22 protein-coding genes are annotated in these 23,368 nt (G+C 58.0%); 14 read left to right on the forward strand and 8 right to left on the reverse strand.

What is annotated here, in order from left to right; all coding sequences use genetic code 11:
- Window positions 1-4: 4 nt before the first annotated feature.
- From topA to acnA, 4 genes are all read left to right on the forward strand, one after another.
- Window positions 5-2,602: a type I DNA topoisomerase gene (topA, locus tag ABLV64_RS08370; protein ID WP_136084525.1), complete on the forward strand. Its 2,598-nt coding sequence runs from the start codon at window positions 5-7 to the stop codon at window positions 2,600-2,602.
- A gap of 343 nt (window positions 2,603-2,945) precedes the next feature.
- Window positions 2,946-3,920 carry an HTH-type transcriptional regulator CysB gene (gene cysB, locus ABLV64_RS08375; protein WP_004203875.1) on the forward strand — a complete coding sequence of 325 codons (975 nt, stop codon included), beginning with the start codon at window positions 2,946-2,948 and terminating at the stop codon, window positions 3,918-3,920.
- A 245-nt stretch (window positions 3,921-4,165) separates the two neighbouring features.
- Window positions 4,166-4,333 carry a YmiA family putative membrane protein gene (locus ABLV64_RS08380; RefSeq protein ID WP_017898677.1) on the forward strand — a complete coding sequence of 56 codons (168 nt, stop codon included), beginning with the start codon at window positions 4,166-4,168 and terminating at the stop codon, window positions 4,331-4,333.
- 389 nt (window positions 4,334-4,722) lie between these two features.
- Complete coding sequence (acnA, locus tag ABLV64_RS08385) at window positions 4,723-7,395, forward strand: aconitate hydratase AcnA (RefSeq protein WP_049116277.1); 2,673 nt, start codon at window positions 4,723-4,725, stop codon at window positions 7,393-7,395.
- Between the two features lie 47 nt (window positions 7,396-7,442).
- On the opposite strand, the gene ribA is transcribed toward acnA, so the two are convergent.
- A complete protein-coding gene (gene ribA, locus ABLV64_RS08390; RefSeq protein WP_004203877.1) occupies window positions 7,443-8,045 on the reverse strand; it encodes a GTP cyclohydrolase II in 603 nt (200 codons plus the stop codon).
- A gap of 163 nt (window positions 8,046-8,208) precedes the next feature.
- Here ribA and pgpB point away from each other — a divergent pair, with 163 nt between their 5' ends.
- The 5 genes from pgpB (at window position 8,209) to yciH (ending at window position 11,851) form a co-directional block, all read left to right on the forward strand.
- Entirely contained in the window at window positions 8,209-8,976 is a 768-nt protein-coding gene (pgpB, locus tag ABLV64_RS08395) for a phosphatidylglycerophosphatase B (protein WP_217324970.1), read from the forward strand.
- Between the two features lie 135 nt (window positions 8,977-9,111).
- Entirely contained in the window at window positions 9,112-9,420 is a 309-nt protein-coding gene (locus tag ABLV64_RS08400; RefSeq protein WP_002901780.1) for a LapA family protein, read from the forward strand.
- A gap of 6 nt (window positions 9,421-9,426) precedes the next feature.
- A complete protein-coding gene (gene lapB / locus ABLV64_RS08405) occupies window positions 9,427-10,596 on the forward strand; it encodes a lipopolysaccharide assembly protein LapB (RefSeq protein ID WP_004203879.1) in 1,170 nt (389 codons plus the stop codon).
- A 191-nt stretch (window positions 10,597-10,787) separates the two neighbouring features.
- The gene (pyrF, locus tag ABLV64_RS08410) at window positions 10,788-11,525 is read left to right on the forward strand and encodes an orotidine-5'-phosphate decarboxylase (RefSeq protein WP_069135680.1); all 738 of its coding nucleotides are present in this window, start codon (window positions 10,788-10,790) and stop codon (window positions 11,523-11,525) included.
- A complete protein-coding gene (gene yciH / locus ABLV64_RS08415; RefSeq protein WP_004203881.1) occupies window positions 11,525-11,851 on the forward strand; it encodes a stress response translation initiation inhibitor YciH in 327 nt (108 codons plus the stop codon). The genes pyrF and yciH overlap by 1 nt, the downstream gene beginning before the upstream one ends.
- 129 nt (window positions 11,852-11,980) lie before the next feature.
- On the opposite strand, the gene osmB is transcribed toward yciH, so the two are convergent.
- The 7 genes from osmB to ABLV64_RS08450 all read right to left on the reverse strand — a co-directional run bounded on the left by osmB (window position 11,981) and on the right by ABLV64_RS08450 (window position 18,530).
- Window positions 11,981-12,199, reverse strand: coding sequence for an osmotically-inducible lipoprotein OsmB (gene osmB, locus ABLV64_RS08420; protein WP_002901783.1), 219 nt, complete (start codon window positions 12,197-12,199; stop codon window positions 11,981-11,983).
- Between the two features lie 275 nt (window positions 12,200-12,474).
- Window positions 12,475-13,224, reverse strand: coding sequence for a DNA-binding transcriptional regulator YciT (locus ABLV64_RS08425; RefSeq protein ID WP_004203882.1), 750 nt, complete (start codon window positions 13,222-13,224; stop codon window positions 12,475-12,477).
- 73 nt (window positions 13,225-13,297) lie between these two features.
- Window positions 13,298-13,477 (reverse strand): hypothetical protein, encoded by a 180-nt coding sequence (locus ABLV64_RS08430; protein ID WP_004203883.1) that lies wholly within the window; start codon window positions 13,475-13,477, stop codon window positions 13,298-13,300.
- A gap of 161 nt (window positions 13,478-13,638) precedes the next feature.
- Window positions 13,639-15,573: an exoribonuclease II gene (locus ABLV64_RS08435; protein WP_004203886.1), complete on the reverse strand. Its 1,935-nt coding sequence runs from the start codon at window positions 15,571-15,573 to the stop codon at window positions 13,639-13,641.
- Window positions 15,574-15,654: 81 nt separating this feature from the next.
- Entirely contained in the window at window positions 15,655-16,812 is a 1,158-nt protein-coding gene (locus ABLV64_RS08440; protein ID WP_004203887.1) for a carboxymuconolactone decarboxylase family protein, read from the reverse strand.
- A 188-nt stretch (window positions 16,813-17,000) separates the two neighbouring features.
- The gene (gene fabI / locus ABLV64_RS08445; protein WP_064189265.1) at window positions 17,001-17,789 is read right to left on the reverse strand and encodes an enoyl-ACP reductase FabI; all 789 of its coding nucleotides are present in this window, start codon (window positions 17,787-17,789) and stop codon (window positions 17,001-17,003) included.
- Between the two features lie 198 nt (window positions 17,790-17,987).
- The gene (locus ABLV64_RS08450) at window positions 17,988-18,530 is read right to left on the reverse strand and encodes a HutD family protein (protein ID WP_062913813.1); all 543 of its coding nucleotides are present in this window, start codon (window positions 18,528-18,530) and stop codon (window positions 17,988-17,990) included.
- A gap of 209 nt (window positions 18,531-18,739) precedes the next feature.
- Between ABLV64_RS08450 and ABLV64_RS08455 the strand changes: the two genes are divergently transcribed.
- The 5 genes from ABLV64_RS08455 to hutH are packed head-to-tail and all read left to right on the forward strand — an operon-like array spanning window position 18,740 to window position 23,349.
- On the forward strand, window positions 18,740-19,585 hold the full coding sequence (locus tag ABLV64_RS08455; RefSeq protein WP_004203890.1) for a transporter substrate-binding domain-containing protein: 846 nt from the start codon (window positions 18,740-18,742) through the stop codon (window positions 19,583-19,585).
- Between the two features lie 11 nt (window positions 19,586-19,596).
- Window positions 19,597-20,316, forward strand: a complete 720-nt coding sequence (locus ABLV64_RS08460) for an ABC transporter permease subunit (RefSeq protein WP_004203892.1) — start codon at window positions 19,597-19,599, stop codon at window positions 20,314-20,316.
- A gap of 9 nt (window positions 20,317-20,325) precedes the next feature.
- Window positions 20,326-21,057: an ABC transporter permease subunit gene (locus ABLV64_RS08465; protein WP_004203893.1), complete on the forward strand. Its 732-nt coding sequence runs from the start codon at window positions 20,326-20,328 to the stop codon at window positions 21,055-21,057.
- A gap of 1 nt (window position 21,058) precedes the next feature.
- On the forward strand, window positions 21,059-21,853 hold the full coding sequence (locus tag ABLV64_RS08470; protein ID WP_060657071.1) for an ATP-binding cassette domain-containing protein: 795 nt from the start codon (window positions 21,059-21,061) through the stop codon (window positions 21,851-21,853).
- Window positions 21,850-23,349: a histidine ammonia-lyase gene (hutH, locus tag ABLV64_RS08475; RefSeq protein WP_023318042.1), complete on the forward strand. Its 1,500-nt coding sequence runs from the start codon at window positions 21,850-21,852 to the stop codon at window positions 23,347-23,349. The genes ABLV64_RS08470 and hutH overlap by 4 nt, the downstream gene beginning before the upstream one ends.
- Window positions 23,350-23,368 lie beyond the last annotated feature (19 nt).

Here is a 23,368-nt window from a genome sequence, read left to right on the forward strand (position 1 = left end):
GAATATGGGTAAAGCTCTCGTTATCGTTGAGTCCCCGGCAAAAGCCAAAACGATCAATAAGTATCTGGGTAATGACTACGTGGTGAAATCCAGCGTCGGTCATATCCGCGATTTGCCGACCAGTGGATCAGCTTCCAAAAAGAGCACCGACTCTACCGCCACCAAAGGGGCTAAAAAGCCTAAAAAGGACGAACGTGGTGCTCTGGTTAACCGCATGGGCGTGGACCCATGGCATGACTGGAATGCGCACTATGAAGTACTTCCGGGTAAAGAAAAGGTAGTTTCAGAACTCAAACAGTTGGCGGAAAAAGCTGACCACATCTATCTCGCAACCGACCTTGACCGCGAAGGGGAAGCCATTGCCTGGCACCTGCGGGAAGTTATCGGCGGCGATGAACAGCGTTACAGCCGCGTGGTGTTCAATGAGATCACCAAAAACGCCATTCGTCAGGCTTTCGAAAAGCCGGGCGAACTGAATATCGATCGGGTTAACGCCCAGCAGGCGCGTCGCTTTATGGACCGCGTGGTGGGTTATATGGTTTCGCCGCTGCTGTGGAAAAAAATCGCCCGTGGTCTTTCTGCCGGGCGCGTACAGTCCGTCGCGGTCCGCCTGGTGGTGGAGCGTGAGCGTGAAATCAAAGCATTCGTCCCGGAAGAGTACTGGGAAGTTGATGCCACCACCACCACGCCGGGCGGCGACGCGCTGCCGCTGCAGGTGACCCATAAGGACGATAAGCCGTTCCGTCCGGTCAGCCGCGATGAGACCATGGCGGCGGTATCGCTGCTGGAAAAAGCCAGCTACAGCGTACTGGAGCGGGAAGACAAGCCGACCAGCAGCAAGCCGGGCGCGCCGTTCATCACCTCCACCCTGCAGCAGGCGGCCAGCACCCGTCTCGGCTTCGGCGTGAAAAAGACCATGATGATGGCTCAGCGCCTCTATGAGGCGGGGCACATCACCTATATGCGTACCGACTCCACCAACCTGAGTCAGGATGCGCTGAACATGGTTCGCGGCTACATCAGCGACAAGTTTGGTAAAAAATATCTGCCGGAAAGCGCGAATCAGTACGCCAGCAAAGAAAACTCACAAGAAGCACACGAAGCGATTCGTCCGTCTGATGTGAACGTGCTGGCGGAAACGCTGAAAGATATGGAAGCGGATGCGCAGAAGCTGTATCAGCTGATCTGGCGCCAGTTTGTCGCCTGTCAGATGACGCCGGCGCAGTACGACTCCACGACGCTGACCGTGGCGGCGGGCGATTACAAACTGAAAGCGCGCGGTCGTACCTTACGCTTTGACGGCTGGACCAAAGTGATGCCGGCCCTGCGCAAGGGCGATGAGGACCGGACTCTGCCGCTGGTCAAACAGGGCGACCAGCTGAGCCTGGTCGAGCTGACGCCTGCCCAGCACTTTACCAAACCGCCGGCTCGCTTCAGCGAAGCCTCGCTGGTTAAAGAGCTGGAAAAACGCGGTATCGGTCGTCCGTCCACCTATGCCTCGATTATCTCCACCATTCAGGATCGTGGTTACGTGCGAGTGGAAAACCGTCGTTTCTACGCGGAGAAAATGGGCGAGATCGTCACCGACCGACTGGAAGAGAACTTCCGCGATTTAATGAACTACGACTTCACCGCGCAGATGGAAGATCGTCTCGATCAGGTGGCTAACCACCAGGCCGAGTGGAAAGAGGTGCTGAACCACTTCTTTGGCGATTTTACCGCCCAGCTGGAGACGGCGGAGAAAGATCCGGAAGAGGGCGGCATGCAGCCGAACCCGATGGTGCTCACCAGTATCGACTGTCCGACCTGTGGCCGTAAAATGGGCATCCGTACCGCCAGCACCGGCGTGTTCCTCGGCTGTTCGGGCTATGCCCTGTCGCCGAAAGAGCGCTGCAAAACCACCATTAACCTGGTGCCGGAAAACGAAGTCCTCAACGTGCTGGAAGGCGATGACGCCGAAACTAACGCGCTGCGCGCTAAACGCCGCTGCCAGAAGTGCGGTACGGCGATGGACAGCTACCTTATCGATCCCAAGCGTAAACTGCACGTCTGCGGTAACAACCCGACCTGCGATGGCTATGAGATTGAAGAGGGCGAGTTCCGCATCAAGGGCTATGACGGTCCGGTAGTGGAGTGCGAGAAGTGCGGCTCCGAGATGCACCTGAAGATGGGGCGTTTTGGGAAGTACATGGCTTGTACCAACGACGAGTGTAAGAATACGCGTAAGATCCTGCGCAATGGCGAAGTGGCACCGCCGAAGGAAGATCCGGTGCCGCTCCCGGAGCTGCCGTGCGAGAAGTCTGACGCCTATTTCGTGCTGCGTGACGGGGCCGCGGGCGTCTTCCTGGCGGCAAACACCTTCCCGAAATCACGGGAAACGCGTGCGCCGCTGGTGGAAGAGCTGTACCGCTTCCGCGACCGTCTGCCGGAAAAACTGCGTTATCTCGCCGATGCGCCGCAGCAGGATCCGGAAGGCAATAAGACGCTGGTGCGCTTTAGCCGTAAAACGAAGCAGCAGTATGTGGCGTCCGAAAAAGAGGGCAAAGCGACCGGCTGGTCAGCCTTCTTTATCGACGGCAAATGGACGGAAGCTAAAAAGTAACTGACCATTATCAGGCAGGAAAAGGGCGCTTTTCCTGCTCTGGCGGCCGACAGGGGCCATGGATGCCTCTGCCGTGTCGTTTTCCTTTCTCTCCGCGCTTTCCGCCCCCTTATAACCACCTATATTATTTTTCGTTACCGGCTATACACTGTTGGTATAAATGATATAGTGGTTATAGTTAATACCTTTTTTATTATTAAAACGTCTTATACATCATCGCTTTCAGGATGCGTTGCGGCGCCACTATGGCCAACTGCCGGGAGGCCTGGCCTTCACAGGCGACAAGTTGCCTGAACGTAAAGTGTATTAAGCGGCTTCATTTTACGCGCAAACGGATATCAGCATGAAACTACAACAGCTTCGCTACATCGTTGAGGTGGTTAACCATAACCTGAATGTTTCATCCACCGCCGAAGGGCTTTATACCTCCCAGCCAGGCATCAGTAAGCAGGTGCGTATGCTGGAAGATGAGCTCGGCATCCAGATCTTTGCCCGCAGCGGCAAGCATTTGACTCAGGTGACCCCTGCCGGGCAGGAGATCATCCGTATTGCCCGCGAGGTGTTGTCGAAAGTCGATGCCATCAAATCTGTCGCCGGGGAGCATACCTGGCCGGACAAGGGGTCGCTGTATGTGGCGACCACCCATACCCAGGCGCGCTATGCCTTGCCGGGGGTGATCAAGGGCTTTATTGAACGCTATCCGCGGGTGTCGCTGCATATGCATCAGGGTTCGCCAACCCAGATCGCCGAAGCCGTGTCGAAAGGCAACGCCGACTTCGCTATTGCTACTGAAGCGCTGCATCTGTATGACGATTTGGTGATGCTGCCATGCTATCACTGGAACCGGTCGATCGTGGTGACGCCGGAGCATCCTCTGGCCTCCAGGGGCTCGGTGTCAATTGAAGAGCTGGCGCAGTATCCGCTGGTAACCTATACCTTTGGCTTCACCGGCCGTTCGGAACTGGATACCGCGTTTAACCGTGCGGGCCTGACGCCGCGCATTGTTTTTACCGCCACCGATGCCGATGTCATCAAAACCTATGTTCGCCTGGGACTCGGGGTAGGGGTGATTGCCAGTATGGCGGTGGATCCGGTCTCCGATCCGGACCTGGTGAAGCTGGATGCGAACGGTATCTTCAGCCACAGCACCACTAAAATAGGCTTCCGCCGTAGCACTTTCTTACGAAGCTACATGTATGATTTTATTCAACGTTTTGCACCCCATTTGACCCGGGATGTGGTGGATACCGCGGTGGCCTTGCGGTCGAATGAAGATATTGAAGCGATGTTCAAAGATATAAAACTACCGGAAAAATAACCCTGTAAAAAATAATGGCATTCCCTGTGGGGAGTGCCATTAACTAGCATGGTCCTTATTTAACAACTTAAACCTCGAACCAATCACAAAATTAATAATTTCTCGCAACACGTTTGTCATTATGCCCACCGCGATCAAATAACCGGTTAAATATATTCCATCAGACCTAATTTAGCTGGATTAATCTTTTATCCATAATTAAGATTTATCTGTACCTGATGATTTGAGCAATTGGTGGTGACAATATGATAAGTAATCTCGATTACATGAAACTGGCGATGTCATACGAAAATGACAAAACCGAAATCGATCCCGTTCTGCGTAGTCGCGTATGGGGCGTAGTGTTGGTAGGGCTGGCGATGTTCTGGAGTATCATCGCGCTCACCATCTGCAACATCTGGATTGTCAGCTAAAGCTGTAGGTCATCGTTGTAGATACATGTCATTTTTATGACAGTGAAAGGAAACTGTAATATAAAATCAGCGACCGGCAATACAGGGAGAATATATTTTGCCGTGGGATTCATCCAACCTGAAATCAATCACAAGAGCTAATCAGCCAACAGGCAATGATTAGCTCTTTTTTTGTCCTCGTGTACTAATACAATATCGCTTAAACGACTCCTCTGCACTATTTTGGTGCTATTTCCTCTGCGCTCTGATAATTGTCTTTTAATCCCTCTCCGTCCTATCGCATTTAGCAATTTGGGTTGTTATCAAAGTGTTATGCCCAGCATGTGTTATCTTTAATGGAGACCCTGAGGAGAATCGGGGTATGCCATCCCTGAGATAAAGGAGGAGCTATGTCGTCAACCCTACGAGAAGCCAGTAAGGACACGCTGCAGGTCAATGAGAAAACCTGGCATTACTACAGTCTGCCGTTGGCGCAGAAGCAGCTGGGCGATATCAGTCGACTGCCCAAGTCGCTGAAGGTGCTGATGGAGAACCTGCTGCGCTGGCAGGACGGTGACTCGGTAACTGAAGAAGATATTCGTGCCCTTGCCGGTTGGCTGAAACAGGCCCATGCCGACCGGGAGATCGCCTACCGTCCGGCTCGCGTCCTGATGCAGGACTTTACCGGCGTGCCGGCGGTAGTGGATCTGGCCGCCATGCGCGAGGCGGTGAAACGCCTGGGCGGCGATACCGCGAAGGTGAACCCGCTTTCGCCGGTCGACCTGGTGATCGACCACTCGGTGACCGTCGACCGCTTCGGCGACGACGAGGCCTTCGAAGACAACGTCCGCCTGGAAATGGAGCGGAACCACGAACGCTACGCATTTTTGCGTTGGGGGCAGCAGGCCTTCAGCCGCTTCAGCGTGGTGCCGCCGGGCACCGGGATTTGCCACCAGGTCAACCTGGAATATCTCGGACGGGCGGTGTGGAGCGAAGAGGTGAACGGAAAGTGGATGGCGTGGCCGGATACCCTGGTGGGCACCGACTCCCATACCACCATGATTAACGGGCTCGGCGTGCTGGGCTGGGGCGTGGGCGGGATTGAAGCGGAAGCCGCCATGCTCGGCCAGCCGGTGTCGATGCTGATCCCGGACGTGGTCGGCTTTAAGCTCAGCGGCAAATTGCGCGAAGGCATTACCGCTACTGACCTGGTGCTGACGGTCACCCAGATGCTGCGCCAGCACGGCGTGGTCGGAAAATTTGTCGAGTTCTACGGTGACGGTCTGGATACCTTGCCCCTGGCCGATCGCGCCACCATCGCCAATATGGCGCCAGAGTATGGTGCCACCTGCGGTTTCTTCCCGATCGATGACGTGACGCTCAGCTATATGCGTCTCAGCGGACGTAGCGAAGAACAGGTAGCGCTGGTGGAAGCCTATGCCAAAGCGCAGGGCATGTGGCGCTACCCGGGCGATGAGCCGGTCTTTACCAGTACCCTGGCGCTGGATATGGGCAGCGTTGAAGCGAGCCTCGCCGGGCCGAAGCGGCCGCAGGATCGCGTGGCGCTCGGCGATGTGCCGAAAGCCTTTGCCGCCAGCGGTGAGCTGGAGGTTAACCACCTTCAGCGTCAGCGCCAGCCGGTGGCGTATACGCTGAACGGGCATCACTATTCGCTGCCGGATGGCGCGGTGGCCATTGCGGCGATCACCTCCTGTACCAACACCTCCAACCCCAGCGTGCTGATGGCCGCTGGCCTGCTGGCGAAAAAAGCCGTCGAACGCGGCCTGCAGCCGCAGCCGTGGGTGAAAGCTTCCCTGGCCCCTGGCTCGAAAGTGGTGTCGGATTATCTGGCCCATGCCGGCCTGACGCCTTACCTCGACCAGCTCGGCTTCAATCTGGTGGGGTATGGCTGTACCACCTGTATCGGTAACTCCGGTCCGCTGCCGGAACCGATTGAAGAAGCAATCAAAAAAGGCGACCTCACCGTCGGGGCGGTGCTCTCCGGTAACCGTAACTTCGAAGGGCGTATCCACCCGCTGGTGAAAACCAACTGGCTGGCCTCGCCGCCGCTGGTGGTCGCTTACGCGCTGGCGGGGAACATGAACATCGATCTCACCCGCGAGCCGCTGGGGCAGGGCAGCGACGGTGAGCCGGTCTATCTGAAAGATATCTGGCCGAGCGGGGAGGAGATTGCCCGGGCGGTGGAACAGGTCTCCACGGAGATGTTCCGCAAAGAGTACGCGGAAGTGTTTTCCGGCACTGAGGAGTGGAAGGCGATCAAGGTGGAGGCGTCAGATACCTACGACTGGCAGGAAGATTCGACCTACATTCGCCTGTCGCCGTTCTTTGACGAGATGGGCGTCGAGCCGCTGCCGGTGGAGGATATTCACGGCGCGCGGATCCTCGCCATGCTGGGCGATTCAGTGACCACTGACCACATTTCGCCGGCAGGAAGCATCAAAGCCGATAGTCCGGCAGGCCGCTATCTGCAGGAGCATGGGGTTGCCCGGCGCGACTTTAACTCCTACGGCTCCCGTCGCGGTAACCATGAGGTGATGATGCGCGGCACCTTCGCCAATATCCGCATCCGCAACGAAATGGTGCCGGGGGTGGAAGGGGGGATGACCCGCCATCTGCCGGACCGCGAACCGGTGGCGATATACGATGCGGCGATGCTGTATAAAGCCGAGGGGATACCGCTGGCGGTGATTGCCGGTAAGGAGTATGGCTCGGGTTCCAGCCGCGACTGGGCGGCGAAGGGGCCGCGCCTGCTGGGGATCCGGGTAGTGATCGCCGAGTCCTTCGAACGTATTCACCGCTCCAACCTGATCGGGATGGGTATTCTGCCGCTGGAGTTCCCGCAGGGCGTCACCCGTAAAACGCTACAGTTGACCGGTGAAGAGCGGATTGATGTCAGTAATCTGCAGTCGCTACAGCCTGGCGCCACGGTGCCAGTGACCCTCACCCGCGCTGACGGCTCGCAGGAGGTGATCGCCTGCCGGTGCCGTATCGACACGGCGACCGAGCTCACCTACTACCGCAACGACGGCATCTTGCACTACGTCATCCGCAATATGCTGTAAAACGAAGGGCCAGCATCGCTGGCCCTCTCTTTACTCTGTCGCCGGTATTATTCCGCCGGCTTGCTGTTGAGCAGGTGGCCCATCTTGGCGGCTTTAGTGTCGAGATAATGGGCGTTTTTCGGGTTGCGTCCGACGATCAGCGGCACGCGCTCCACAATGTTAATCCCGGCTTCGCTGAGGATTTCCACTTTTTTCGGGTTATTGGTTAACAGTCGCACCTGCTCTACGTTGAGCAGTTTGAACATATCGGCGCACAGGGTGAAGTCGCGCTCATCGGCGGCGAAGCCAAGCTGATGGTTCGCTTCGACAGTGTCATACCCCTGATCCTGCAGCGCGTAGGCGCGGATCTTATTCAATAAACCAATGTTGCGACCTTCCTGACGATGATAGAGCAGGATCCCCCGGCCTTCTTCGGCGATATGCGACAGGGCCGCCTCCAGCTGAAAGCCGCAATCACAGCGCAGGCTAAACAGGGCATCGCCCGTCAGACACTCTGAATGAACGCGGGCGAGCACCGGCGCCTGCCCTGAGATATCGCCGTACACCAGCGCGACATGATCCTGTCCGGTTGCCAGTTCTTCAAAACCCACCATCAGGAAATCGCCCCAGGGGGTTGGCAGTTTGGCTTCTGCCACACGTTTAAGCTGCATGTGATTCTCCAGATTCTGTCAGCACCTGAATGTGCTTTCTGTTTACCGCTATTTTGCCACAACGCCGGGACGTTCTCCTAATCGCGAACGGTTAGCCGCGCGGAAAGCGCACAAACGATCTACTTTCCGCTATGATGTTCATCTAAAAGGAGAAGGAGAGAAAATGCTGTTGATTGCCCGACGAACCGCTCTTGCGGCGGCGCTGCTGCTGGTCATGCCCCTCACGGTCTGGCTGTCTGGTTGGCTGTGGCAGCCAGGACTACCGGTGGCATGGCTGAAAAGCCTCTGGTGGGTGACGGAAACGGTGACCCAGCCGTGGGGAATCATCACCCATGTTGTGCTGTGCGCCTGGTTTCTCTGGTGCTTGCGCTTTCGCCTGCGCGCGGCGCTGATCCTGTTCCTCATTCTTGGCGCCGCCATCCTGGTGGGACAGGGGGCCAAATCCTGGGTCAAGGCGCGGGTCCAGGAGCCGAGACCGTTTGTCATCTGGCTGGAAAACACAAGGCAGGTGCCGGTGACGCAATTCTACGCGTTAAAGCGCAAAGAACGCGCTAAACTGGTGCATGAGCAGCTGGCGCAGGCGCAGGACATCCCGCCGTTTTTACGCAAACACTGGCAGAAAGAGACCGGGTTTGCCTTCCCGTCAGGCCATACGATGTTCGCCGCCAGCTGGGCGCTGCTCGCTGCCGGGCTGTTGTGGCCGCGTCGGCGCTGGGGCACGATCGCGGTGCTGCTGGCGTGGGCGACGGCGGTGATGGGCAGTCGCCTGGCGCTCGGCATGCACTGGCCGCTGGATCTTATTGTCGCTACGTTGATTTCCTGGGTGCTGGTCACGGTGGCCTGCTGGCTGACGCAGCGTCTTTGCGGGCCGCTCTCGCCGCCGGGGGAAGAGGCGCAGGATATTAAAAAACGGATGCCTGAAGCGGAATAATGTTGATTTTAGCGGCATCCGACCGCATATCCTGTAGAGTTGCCGTGCTTTTTCGTTCCACCGCTGCGGCGAAAATGATACTTTATAGGGCTGAAAGCGGGCTTTTTTCGCGCAACCCACAGAACGGGAAGTCATGTGAAATATTTACTCATTTTCTTACTGGTGTTAGCAATCTTCGTCATTTCAGTGACGCTGGGGGCGCAGAATGACCAACAGGTCACTTTCAACTATTTGCTCGCTCAGGGTGAATTCCGCATTTCGACGCTACTGGCGGTGCTGTTTGCCGCAGGCTTTGCCATCGGCTGGCTGATCTGCGGCCTGTTCTGGCTGCGGGTGCGCGTCTCGCTGGCGCGCGCGGAGCGGAAAATTAAGCGCCTTGAGCACCAGATTGCCCCTGTCAGCCCGGCGGCTGTCGACGCAGGCGTGCCTGCGGTGAAGGAATAACCTCTTATGCTGGAGTTGTTGTTTCTGCTTTTACCCGTTGCCGCCGCCTACGGCTGGTACATGGGGCGCAGAAGTGCACAACAGTCCAAACAGGACGACGCGAGCCGCCTGTCACGGGATTACGTGGCGGGGGTGAACTTCCTGCTTAGCAACCAGCAGGATAAAGCCGTCGATCTGTTCCTTGATATGCTGAAAGAGGATACCGGTACCGTTGAGGCCCACCTGACGCTCGGCAACCTGTTCCGCTCGCGCGGTGAGGTCGACCGCGCGATCCGTATCCACCAGAGTCTGATGGAAAGCGCATCGTTAACCTACGATCAGCGCCTGTTGGCCGTCCAGCAGCTGGGGCGCGACTATATGGCCGCCGGGCTGTATGACCGTGCGGAAGACATGTTCAAACAGCTGGTGGATGAGACTGATTTTCGCCTCGGCGCGCTGCAGCAACTGTTGCAGATCTACCAGGCGACCAGCGACTGGCAGTCGGCTATCGAGGTGGCTGAGCGGCTGGTGAAGCTGGGCAAAGAGAAGCATCGTGGCGAAATCGCCAACTTCTGGTGCGAACTGGCCCTGCAGCAGATGGCGGCCAACGATCTGGATAAGGCGATGGCGCTGTTGAAGAAAGGCGCCGCCGCGGACCGCAACAGCGCCCGGGTGTCGATCATGATGGGTCGGGTGTGGATGGAGAAGGGCGACTACGCCAAAGCGGTGGAAAGCCTCGAGCGGGTTATCGATCAGGATAAAGAGCTGGTGGGTGAGACGCTGGAGATGCTGCAGACCTGCTATCAGCAGCTCGGCAAAGCCGATGAATGGGAAGTTTTCCTGCGCCGCTGCGTGGAGGAGAACGCCGGGGCGACCGCCGAACTGATGCTGGCGCAGATCCTTGAGCAGCGGGAAGGGGTCGAAGCGGCGCAAAACTACGTCACCCGGCAGCTGGAACGCCACCCGACCATGCGCGTCTTCCATAAGCTGATGGACTACCATCTCAACGAAGCGGAAGAAGGGCGGGCGAAAGAAAGCCTTGGGGTGCTGCGAAACATGGTTGGTGAGCAGGTGCGCAGCAAACCGCGCTACCGTTGCCAGAAATGCGGCTTTACCGCTCATACTCTCTACTGGCATTGTCCGTCCTGCCGCTCCTGGGCGACCATCAAACCTATTCGCGGCCTCGACGGCCAGTAAGGTCAAAAAAAACCGACGCTTTAGTTACAACATACTTATCATTTCTTTCCCGTCGCCGTCTGCAGCCCCGGCATCGCCGTCGTCCGCGCAGGGCAAAACAGCAGCCTGTTATTTTGTTAGCTTCACAGGTAGAATGCTGCCCGTTTACCTTTTTTGCGCCCTCTGGCGCCCATCAACACTAAGGTCTGGTCATGACGTCAACAGCTATCCCATCTTCCCGCGCTGTCACTTCCTCTCCCGTTGTGGTTGCACTTGACTATGATAATCGCGATAAAGCGCTGGCATTTGTCGACCGCATCGACCCGCGCGACTGCCGCCTGAAGGTGGGCAAAGAGATGTTCACTCTGCTGGGACCGCAGTTTGTCAGCGATCTGCATCAGCGTGGGTTTGAGGTGTTCCTGGACCTTAAGTTTCACGATATTCCCAACACCACCGCCCGCGCGGTGGCGGCGGCGGCCGAGCTTGGCGTATGGATGGTGAATGTCCATGCCTCCGGCGGCGCGCGGATGATGACCGCGGCACGCGAAGCGCTGCTGCCTTTTGGTCAAGACGCGCCGCTGCTCATCGCCGTCACCGTCCTTACCAGCATGGAGTCCAGCGATCTGCAGGATCTGGGCATTACCTTATCTCCGGCTGATTACGCGGCGAAGCTGGCGGCGCTGACCCAACGCTGCGGCCTCGACGGGGTGGTGTGTTCAGCTCAGGAGGCGGTACGCTTTAAGCATGAGCTGGGACAGGCGTTTAAGCTGGTCACCCCGGGTATCCGTCCGCAGGGCAGCGACGCTGGCGATCAGCGGCGGATCATGACGCCTGAGCAGGCTCAGGCGTCAGGGGTGGACTATATGGTCATTGGCCGCCCGGTTACCCAGTCGATCGATCCTGCCGCGACGCTGCGGGCGATCAACGATTCTCTGCGCAAGGGGGCATAATGAGCGATTCCAACAGCCGCCTGGTCTACTCCACCGAAACCGGGCGTATCGACGAGGCGAAACCGGCGCCGGTGCGCCCGAAAGGCGACGGCATAGTGCGGATCCAGCGCCAGACCAGCGGCCGCAAGGGCAAGGGCGTCTGTCTGATTAGCGGGATTGATGCCGACGATGCGGCACTCACTGCCCTGGCGGCAGAGCTGAAGAAGAAATGCGGCTGCGGCGGCGCGGTGAAAGAGGGTGTGATTGAGATCCAGGGCGACAAACGGGATTTACTTAAGGCGCTGCTAGAGGCGAAAGGGATGAAAGTGAAGTTAGCTGGCGGCTAATCGTTTTTTCAACCCTAATTAATGGCCAGGTGAAATAACAAGGCCGCGGTGAATGCCGCGGCCTTGAATGATTTAACGTGCGTAAGTCAATTCGTATGAATTATTCTTTTATTTCGTCAGGTAATTATATTATTTGCCGACCTGGTGACCAATAATACCACCGACTGCTGCGCCACCCAGGGTACCGAGTGCGCTACCGTCAGTTAACACCGCACCGCCGATGGCGCCGGCGCCTGCACCGATTGCAGTGTTACGATCGCGTTTAGACATGTTAGAGCAAGCGCTCAGAGACATTGCTACAGTGACAGCCAGAACAACAGCAGCCATTTTTTTGCTCGTTGAAGTCATCATTTTTTTCTCCTGAATAATCTATTCATGGATTACGGCGCTCCTTTAAGCATAGCCTGATAAAGCAGCTTTAGGGCAATTCCATGAAGTTAGGGTGCGCAGGTATCACGAAAATCACGCAGGTGATAGTCACTTCCTGTTATATCGCTAATAATAATTCTACTTTTTTTTAAATTTATCGTCAGGTAAAAAATCTTAATTACCGGCTCGGAATACTCTCAGAGCGTAATTTCGCCCCGTTCGGCGCGGTGGCAGGGCACGGGGCGGGTGGAATATCAGATGTACGGCACAATATCGACGGTCAGGCCGCTGCGCAACAACTGCTCACGGCAGTCGTTCGGCAGACGATCGTCGGTGATAACGCGATTAAAGCGGCCGGCTGGGCCAAGCGGATAGGGGTGCACCGCGCTGAATTTTGAGCTGTCGCTGAGGATAATCGCTTCGCAGTGCTTCTCCAGAACGGCGTTAACCACGTCCGCACGCATCATATCGCGGCCGGTAAAGCCGGTTTCCGCCTGCCAGCCATCGATCCCGATGAAGGCCTTACTGAAATGCACCTGTTGAATGAACTGGCGGGTCAGTGGGCCAACCATACTTTCACTGCGTTTCTGGTAAATCCCGCCCAGCAGGATCACCTCTCCCGGCGTCTCTTTCAGCAGATGGGCGATATAGCTGCTGACGGTGATGATGGTGATATCGCCGCGTTCAGCCAGGGTGCGCGCCAGCAGGGCGTTGCTGCTGCCGTTTTCGATAAATACCGTTTCGCCGGCATTCACCAGCGCCGCGGCGCGGCTGGCCAGTTCACGCTTAATGGCGAAATGGGTCATCATGCGGGTTTCGACATCTTCACTGTCCAATGGGACGGCGTAGCCATGGGTGCGGCGCAGATAGCTCTGCTTCTCCAGCAGGTTTAGATCCTGACGGATGGTGACCTCTGAGACACCGGTCATCTTCGCCAGATCGGCGACGCTCATGCGGCCTTTATCGATGACCACTTGCAAAATACTTTGTTGTCGGGCGTTCATAGCAACATCACTGTTAGGGGGCTATACGGCGAGCAACCGGTCAGCATCGCCGGTTGCGGCATGTGGGCGATAATCAGATTTCCCAGGGCGCTTTGGGTGGTTTGTTTTGCTCGGCGTCGTCTGCCGCCAGCGCCAGCAGTTCCGCTTTGAGGATTTCCAGATTATGGATCGCAGAGTGGTAATCACCGGCAACCAGAATATCCAGCACGGTATCGATACGTTGGGCGAGCAGGTGGGCATTCACATCTGACATGGCATTATCCTGGTAACAAAAACGAATGAAATCAATGATGCTAAAAATGGGTGAAAAAGAGAAGCGAAAAAAACGCACAACCTTAATCGTTGCGACGGAAATGACGGGACAGGGAGGAAAGAAGGAGCGGTTCCCGAAGGAACCGCTGTGAAGAAGAGACGTCAGGCTGCCGGACGAGCAATGATGCTACGCGTTTCCATGCGGACTTCAGCGATAGTGACATCGATAACATCGGTCACTTTGTAGACCACTTCTCCCTTGATCTGCACGGTGCCGTTTTCCTGGCTGCAGACCAGTTCGTCGCGCACGGCGTGGAGGAACGGGGCCGGAATAAAGGCGACCGCGCCATTGTCCACCAGACGTACGCGCATTCCACCGCGGCTGATGTCGATGATCTCCGCCGCAAAGCGGGTGTCGGTACCGGCTTTATCGTTGAGGAAACGGGCATACAGCCAGTCGGCGACATCGCGTTCGGCCATGCGGTTGAGACGACGGCGCTCCGCCATCTGCACGGTGGCTTCATCCTGTGGGCGCGCAATGGTTTCGCCTTTGATGATGGCCTTCAGCAGACGGTGATTGATCATGTCGCCATACTTACGAATCGGCGAGGTCCAGGTGGCGTAGGCCTCAAGACCAAGACCAAAGTGGGGGCCCGGCTCGGTGCTGATTTCCGCAAACGACTGGAAACGACGTATGCGGCTGTCGAGGAAACCGGTCGGCTGAGCGTCCAGTTCGCGGCGCAGCTTGCAGAAACCTTCCAGGGTGAGCACTTCCGTTGGATCAACGTGTACGTCGTGGGTCTTCAGCAGGGCCGCCAGCTGTTCGGTATTCGCCGGGTCGAAGCCGGTGTGGACGTTATAAACGCCGAAGCCAAGCTTGTCGCGCAGCACGCGGGCGGCACAGATGTTGGCGGCGATCATCGACTCTTCGACAATACGGTTGGCAATACGACGCGGCTCCGCGACGATGTCCAGCACTTCGCCTTTTTCGCCGAGGACGAAACGGTAATCCGGGCGGTCTTTAAACACCAGCGCGTGGGTCTGACGCCATTCGCTGCGGCGCTGACACACGTCCTTCAGCAGCGTAATTTGCTGCGCGATCGCCTCGCTGCCCGGCTGCCAGCTGCCGCGGCCTTCCAGCCAGTCAGAGACATCGTCATAGGCCAGTTTGGCTTTTGATTCGATGGTAGCGGCAAAGAACTCGATATTGTCTTCGATGGTGCCATCGGCCGCCAGAGTCATCCGGCAGGCCAGCACCGGGCGCACTTCATTGGCACGCAGGGAACACAGGTCGTCTGACAGTTCGCGCGGCAGCATCGGGATGTTGAAGCCCGGCAGATAGTTGGTAAAGGCGCGTACTTTTGCGGCGTTATCCAGCTTGCTGCCTTCGGCAATCCACGCGGTCGGGTCAGCGATCGCCACCGTCAGCAACAGTTTGCCGTCGGCGCCAGATTCGACATACAGCGCATCGTCCATATCTTCGGTACTGGCGCTGTCAATGGTGACGAAGTCGAGGGCGGTCAAATCGCGGCGAGTCAGCCCTTCGTCAAGCATCTCGGTGGCGACGCCGTCCGGTGCCTCTTTCTCAAGATTATGGCGCGCCAGCGTCACCCACCACGGGACGAAGTGATCGTCGCTGAAGGTAATGAACTGGGTCAGCTCCGCGTAAAATCCGCGGTCGCCTTTTAATGGATGACGGCGCATTTCTGCGACGGCCCAGTCACCCTGTTTGAAATCATGCTCAACGCCACGGGCGGCGCGGCAGGGAATGGCGTCTTTCAGCAGCGGATGGTCAGGAACGATAGCGAGGCGATCGTCTTTCTTCTGGACTTTACCGACGAAACGGGTCAGGAAGGGCTCAACCAGCGATTCCGGTTCGGCGCTTTCGCGTTCTTTTTCAGAATGGATCACCGCAACGATACGGTCGCCATGCATCACTTTTTTCATCTGCGGCGGCGGAATGAAGTAGCTCTTCTGAGCGTCCACTTCGAGGAAGCCAAAGCCCTTTTCCGTGCCCTTAACGACCCCTTCCGCGCGCGGCGTCTGGGAATGCAGTTGCTGTTTAAGCTGCGCTAGCAGCGGGTTATCCTGAAACATAATTAGGTATTTTCGTGGCTAAAAGAGCGGCTGACATTTTTACGCGATTATGCCTGTCGCAGCAAGCGCTGTTTCAGCAATTTACGTCTGCTGACGCACATAGCCGAGGGCGATTTTCAGACGATTCATCCAGCCGCATAGTCCGCTCCAGGTTAACAGATCGATCGCCTGTTCCGCTGAGAGTCCATATTCGCCGAGGGGTGTTAACTGGGCGGCGCTAAACCGGTCCGGGGAGCGGGTTAACAACTGTACCGCGGTAACGAGCGCGCGCGACCGCGGATGCTGCCCAAGCCAGCGATGGAGAGCCTGATCGCCCTCGCGCAAATGGCTGCCGAACGCTTCTTCACCGTGCCAGTGGGAGAGCCAGGCGTCAAAACAGGTGGCGCTGCCATTGGTGCGCGCGGTGAGTAAGGCGACCTGCGGGCCAAAGGTACCGTTGCCGCTGAGCTGGCGTAACAGCGTCTCCAGAGGCGCCATCAGCTGCGGGTCGCAGGCCAGCAACGGAGCCAGCGGGCCCAGGCCGGGCAGTGACTGCCAGCTGGCGATACGCCGCTGGCGCTCGTCATCGGCATACTGCAGATCGGGATCCTCAATGTCGGTTACCCACTCTCCTGGTGGGTTGACGAACAGGTCGGCGGGCGCCTCCTCTTGCTGCGGCATACCGGGGATCCAGCGCACCGGGAAGCCCTGGGCCGCCTGCAGCACGGCAATCGCCCGCGCCTGGAAGCCGACGAAACCGATAATCTGGTTGATCAGGATAATATCCCGACTGGTCAGGCCCACTTCGTCCAGCTGGCTGCGGGAAAGGGCGTTAATGACGGAGGGTGAACCGGCGAGCTGACGAGCGTATTGGGTGATCTGCGCCAGACGACGGTTGCTCTCGCGCGAAGAGTCGGGCCCCGGCAGGGGCGCCAGGCGGGCGGCATAGTGGTTACACAGCCGCTGGACGCCGTAGACCTGGGCGACGGTGAGCGCAGTGCTCAGGCGATCGTAGGCGGTAAAGGTTTGCAGGCGGCTCACCGCCACCTGGTCGGGAAACAGCCGCTCGGCCAGCTGGCGCGCGGGGCGTAGCCAGCCTGCGTGGGCGTGTAGCCAGGCGTCCGGCAGCGTCAGGTCCAGCAAAAAGCGGTCTTCAACATGGGCGGCTTCAGGGACGAGCGGCAGGACATCCACCGGGCAGATTGTTGACTGGGTTTCGTGATACCAGTGGTTTTTGCCATTCACGCGGCGTGGCTCCATGGGCTTTCCTTGTTCGGTATGTGGCGAACCGCCGTTCCGCGGATCGTTTATGCAGAACTATCCTGGCGTAACCCGGAAGCAGGAGAAAATATTGATACGTGCTAACAAATAGCCGATTGGAATAACAGGGGGTGCACAAGGCCTCGGAAGGGAGAGCCCTCCTCACCGGGGCGAGGAGGGTAAGGAACTTATTTCAGTTCCAGCTCGTTCATGGCGGCGATGCTGAACCCGCCATCAACGTGAACGACTTCACCGGAGATACCCGCAGACAGGTTGGAGCACAGGAAGGCTGCGCTGTTACCCACGTCTTCAATGGTGACGGTGCGACGGATCGGGGTGACCGCTTCGCAGTGCGCCAGCATTTTACGGAAATCTTTGATACCGGACGCGGCCAGGGTACGGATCGGACCGGCGGAGATAGCGTTGACGCGAACGCCTTCCGGACCCATCGCGTTCGCCATATAGCGCACGTTAGCTTCCAGAGAGGCTTTCGCCAGACCCATGACGTTGTAGTTCGGGATCGCGCGCTCGGCGCCCAGGTAGGAGAGCGTCAGCAGAGCAGAGCCCGGGTTCAGCATTGTGCGGCAGGCTTTGGCCATCGCCACGAAGCTGTAGGCGCTGATGTCGTGCGCGATTTTGAAACCTTCGCGGGTGACCGCGTTGACGTAGTCGCCGTCTAACTGGTCAGCCGGGGCATAACCGATAGAGTGGACGAAACCATCGAATTTTGGCCAGACTTTTTCCAGCTCGGTGAACAGCGCGGTGATGCTCTCGTCTTCAGCAACGTCGCACGGCAGCACAATGTTAGAACCCAGCGCGGCAGCAAACTCTTCAACGCGACCTTTCAGTTTTTCATTCTGATAGGTGAATGCCAGTTCCGCGCCTTCGCGGTGCATTGCCTGCGCAATACCGTAGGCGATGGACAGTTTGCTGGCGACGCCAGTGATCAAAATGCGCTTACCGGAAAGAAAACCCATAGCTTTAATCCTTATCGTTATTGCTTATTTTTACTTTAACAATCATAACGTTAACATTGTTATTTCAAAATAACTCAAATTTAGCCAGGAATTATATCCCACTGACGACCCCTTGTGTCACGATATTTTTCAGCCGGCCCGCGCCGCGCGGGGCAAAAGCCGATCGTGATGGCTCAAGTATACCCTTTTCTCAGCTGATTATTTGAGCGCAATCGTTGCCAGCAGGAGGCGCCCATCGGCACCGAGAGGCCGCAGCTCGCCCGGGGCGTTGCCGCGCCAGCAGAGACCGCTGCCGGCGGCGCAGCGCCGCCCGGCCAGATCCCACTCCCCCTGCAGCACATAAGCGACGCCTTCGGTGGCCGCTCGCTGCCGGTCGCTCACCACTTCAACCTTCGCTGAGGCTCGACCCCGCTGGGTCATGACATTGAAGTCCAGTCCAGGCTCAACGATCCCGACGCTGGACAGCTCCCATTCGCCGGGGAATGCCCACGGCTGCCAGAGCGCCAGCGGATGGTCGATCTCCTCCCCGCGCAGCCGTAGCGGTCGCCCCGCCAGCAAGACGATCGTCCGGTCGACCCCGGGGAAGGGGGAGAAAGGGCCATCGGCCTGCAGGGTGGCAATGCTCGCGCGCCAGAGAAAAGGGGCATCTACGGAAGGAACGGCGATAATTTCGCGCGTGGCGCCGGCACCGTTCTTCCACGGCGTGACGGGTAAAGTAGCGTAATCAAAATACGTGATCATAGTTTGCTCGGCGGAAATCTGGAGTGGATAGTATTTGTTACACGCTTGTCTCAATGTGCTTACAAATTATTTACAACAGGGCTCACAAATCCATCATTGAGCGCGTGTGCGGGTTTGTCAATGCTTGTATATACATGAGCAGTCATCTGCGAATTATCTTATCGCCGTGACCAGAGCCATCATGACAAAACGCGATCGGGAGAATGAAAATGCAACAGCGTATTACTTTCCGCCAGGCCTGCCTGGTCACCCTGTTTTCGGGGCTACTGCTGTCTGGTGGCTCAACATACGCTAAAGAGTGGAAATCGATCACCATCGCTACGGAAGGCGGCTATGAGCCCTGGAATTTGACGCTTCCCGGAGGGAAACTCAGCGGCTTCGAGCCCGAGCTAATGGCGAATTTATGCCAGCGAATGCAGATCGAATGCAAACTGGTGGTGCAGAACTGGGATGGCATGATTGCCGGACTTAACGCCGGAAAATATGACGTGATCATGGATGCTATCGTCGTCACCCCAGAGCGTTCGAAGGTAGTGGCGTTTACCCAGGCATACGCTGCCACGCCGGCCTCTTTCATTGCGGTAAAAGGGTCGCTGCTACCGCCGTCCCCGGCGGTCAAACTTCATGATGATGAGAAAGAGATTCAGGCGGCGATTGCGCCTCTGCGCGCGGCGTTGAAAGGGAAAACCATCGGCATCGCTTCCGGCACCGTCTACACCCCGTTTATTGATAAGTATTTCAAGGATATCGCTGACGTCCGGGAATATAACAACTCAGCGGATGCGATCCTCGACCTGCAGGCTGAGCGCATCGATGCGGTGTTTGATGATATTACCTTTGCCAACACCACCCTGTCGCGTCCGGAGAATAGCAATCTGGCATTGAGCGGTCCGCTGATGAGCGGCCCAATCTGGGGAGGCGGTGAGGCGATGGGTGTGCGCCTTACCGATACCGATCTCAAAGCGAAACTGGATAGCGCCATTCAGGCGGCGCTGGCCGATGGGACGGTAAAAAAACTGAGTGAGAAATGGTTTAAAAGCGACGTGACTCCCTGAGCGAGGCAACCATGTTAAATCTTCTGAGTTTGGGTGAAAACGGGTGGGGGACGCTGATCCTCAGCGCAACGCTGACCACGTTGCTGCTGTCGCTTGCAGCGCTGGCCGTCGGTGCGGGCGTGGGCGGCGTCATCGCCGCCGCAAAATTGTCCCGGCACGCGCCAGCGCGCTGGTTCGGCGCCGCCTGGTCGGTGGTATTCCGCGGTATCCCTGAATTACTAGTGATCTATCTGTTCTATTTTGGCGGCTCAGGGATGATTTCATGGCTGGGTCGCCTGTTTGGCGCAGACGGCTTTATTGAGGTGCCGCCATTTCTGATTGGCGCCCTGGCGATTGGTTTGATCTCCTCCTCGTATCAGGCGGAAGTCTACCGTGCTGCTCGCCTGGCGTTGATGCCCGGTGAAGTGGAGGCAGCTACCGCCATTGGCATGCCGCGCTGGCGGATCCTGCAGCGCATCCTGCTGCCGCAGATTGTCCGTTATTCGCTGCCGGGGTTGTCCAACGTCTGGCAGATGAGCCTCAAAGATTCGGCGCTGGTATCAGTGACCGGGATGGTTGAATTGATGCGCGCCAGCCAGATTGCCGCTGGCTCTACCCGCGATTATTTCCTGTTCTATCTCATCGGCGGCGGTTGCTATTTGATCCTGACGCTGCTCTCTAACCGCGCGTTTACCCGGGCGGAGAGCCATCTGAACCGCGCCTGGCTGCGTCGCAGCGCCGCGCAGGCGTAAGGAGCCCGTATGATTATCGATTTTGCCTTCCTCGGTGAGACGTTGTTGAAGCTCGGCGCGGCGCTGCCGGTGACGCTGGGGCTCTTTATCTGCTCTTTTATGCTTGGCGGCGTGCTGGCCCTTGGCGTTCTGGCGCTGCGAATGAGCCGCTGGCCGCTGGCAAGCGGCTTCGCCAAAGGCTATATCCTCATCTTTCGCGGCTCGCCATTGCTGATCCAGTTGTTTCTCATTTATTACGGGCTGGGTCAGTTTGGGGTGATCCGCCACAGTTTCCTGTGGCCGCTGCTGCGCGAACCCTTCATCTGCGCCGTTCTGGCGCTGGCGCTCTGTACGGCGGCCTATACCGCGGAAATTCTGCGCGGCGGGTTGCTGGCGATACCGCCGGGCCAGATTGAAGCCGGCCAGGCTTGCGGTATGTCGCGCTGGCTGCTGCTGCGGCGGATCATTGCCCCGGTGATGCTGCGCTATGCGCTACCAGCCTACTCCACGGAGGCCATTTTGTTGGTCAAGTCGACGGCGCTGGCAAGCCTGGTGACCGTCTGGGACGTCACGGGGGTGGCCCAACAGATTATTCAGCGTACCTACCGGACGATGGAGGTATTTCTCTGCGCGGCGGCCATCTACCTGCTGCTCAATTTCATCATTGTGCAATTGTACGCCCTGCTTGAACGGCGTTTAACCCCGCATACCAGGCCAAATCCTGCGACCGTGTCGCTCAAGCCGATAACCAAAGGAGAGTAAGATGCTCGATTCACGTCCGGTGACCTTATCGGTCAGCGATATTCATAAGTCCTTTGGCTCCCTGGATGTCCTGAAGGGGATCACCATCCAGGCGCAGCAGGGCGATGTTATTTCGATCCTTGGCGCCAGCGGCTCCGGTAAAAGTACGCTGCTGCGCTGCATTAACCTGCTGGAAACGCCCGATGCCGGAGTGGTCAGCGTCGGCGGGGAGACGATTGAAATGAAACACCACGCTCGCGGGCATCGGCTGGCGGCGAATCCCCGGCAGATAGAACGCCTGCGCTCGCGGCTGGGGATGGTCTTCCAAAGTTTTAACCTGTGGTCGCATATGACGGTTCTGCAGAATGTCATTGAGGGGCCGCATTATGTGCTCAAACGCGATAAACGGACCTGCATTGAACAGGCCGAGCAGCTGCTGGAGCGGGTGGGGATGTTGAACCGAAAGGATTTTTATCCGGCGCAGCTCTCCGGCGGCCAGCAGCAGCGCGTGGCGATAGCCCGCGCGCTGGCGATGGAGCCGGACGTCATGCTCTTTGATGAACCCACCTCAGCGCTGGATCCTGAACTGGTCGGCGAGGTGCTAAAGGTGATGCGCAGCCTGGCGGAGGAGGGACGGACGATGCTGGTGGTCACCCACGAGCTGGGATTCGCCCGCCATGTCTCCAACCGGGTGGTCTTTATGCACCAGGGGACGATTGACTGCGACGGCGCGCCTGAGGCGCTGTTTGGCAGCAAGGGATCCGCGCGCTTTAAGCAATTTATCTCCAGCCATCAACAGCCAGGACAGGTCGTATGAAAATGATCCAGTGGGGCGATGCGCCGATACGCTGGCAGGAGGTGGCTTGCGTCGCCCGGGGCGAGGCGACCTTGAGCCTCAGCGACAGCGCCTGGGCGCGTATCGCGCAAGGACGGGCGATCGTCCAGCATATCGTTAAAGCCGGCCAGGTAGCCTATGGGATCAATACCGGGCTGGGGGCGCTGTGCAATATTACGCTGCCGGAAGCACAGCTGCACCAGCTGTCGCGCAATACGTTGCTCAGCCATGCCTGCGGGGTGGGACCGTTGCTGGAGGTCGCCCCAACTCGGGCAATTATGTGCGCCGCGGTGGCCAATTTCAGCCACGGTAAATCCGGGATCTCCGCCGGGATAGTGCAGCAGCTGTTGGCGTTTTTGCAGCATGGCGTCACCCCTCAGGTGCCCTCCCAGGGGTCAGTTGGCTATTTAACGCATATGGCGCATATTGGCCTAGCCCTGATGGGGGTTGGCGATGTGCTGTGGCAGGGGCGAACGTGGCCTGCAGCAGAGGTCCTGTCGCAGCTGAATCTGCAGCCCATCGCGCCGGGAGCGAAAGAGGGGCTGAGTCTGGTCAACGGTACGCCGTGCATGACCGGTCTGGCCTGTCTGGCGTTAGACGACGCCGAGCGCTTAATGGACTGGGCCGATGTAACCGGCGCGATGAGCTTTGAAGCGCTGCGCGGCCAGCTTGTGGCATTCGATGCCGAGATCCTGGCGCTGAAAGCCAGCCCCGGTATCCAGACCAGCGGCCAGCGGCTGCGTGAGCTGCTGGCGGACAGCCCTCTGCTGGCCGAAAGTCAAGGACTTCGCACCCAGGATGCGCTAAGCCTTCGCTCGATGCCTCAGGTGCATGGCGCTTGCCGCGATCAGTTTAGCCACGCGCAGACGCAGATAAATATCGAACTCAACGCCTGTACCGATAATCCGCTGATCCTGGGGACCGTTGAGCAGTGGCGGGTGGTCTCCCAGGCGCATCCGCACGGCGAATCAGTGGCAATGGCCTGCGATTTGCTGGCCATTGCCATGGCAGAGCTGGGCGCTATCGCTGAACGACGCCTTGACCGGCTGGTGAATCCTCTGGTGAGCGGGCTGCCGGCGTTCCTGGTCGCCCGACCGGGCGTGAATTCAGGGATGATGATTGCCCAGTACGTCGCCGCGTCGTTGTGCGCGGAAAACAAGCAGCTGGCGCAGCCAGCGGTGCTGGATAATTTTGTTACCTCGGCGTTGCAGGAGGATCATTTAAGTCTGGGCACCAGCGCTGCGCTGAAACTGCAGCGCCTGCTGGGCAACCTCTATCAGATCCTCGGCATCGAATATTTACTCGCTGCCCAGGGGCTCGATTTTCACGAGCCGCAGAAGCTGGCCGCGGGCACGCGCCGGGCGCGAGACCTGCTGCGCGAAAGCGTGCCTGGCTGGGAGGACGATCGTTGGCTGGCGCCGGACATTGCCAGCGCGGTGGCCATCCTTAAGCGAACCGCTGGCCACGCGCCGGCGTGAGGTCAGCGGGCGAGGTGAA

Source organism: Klebsiella sp. JB_Kp031, from assembly GCF_040064295.1.
GTDB lineage: Bacteria > Pseudomonadota > Gammaproteobacteria > Enterobacterales > Enterobacteriaceae > Klebsiella > Klebsiella quasipneumoniae.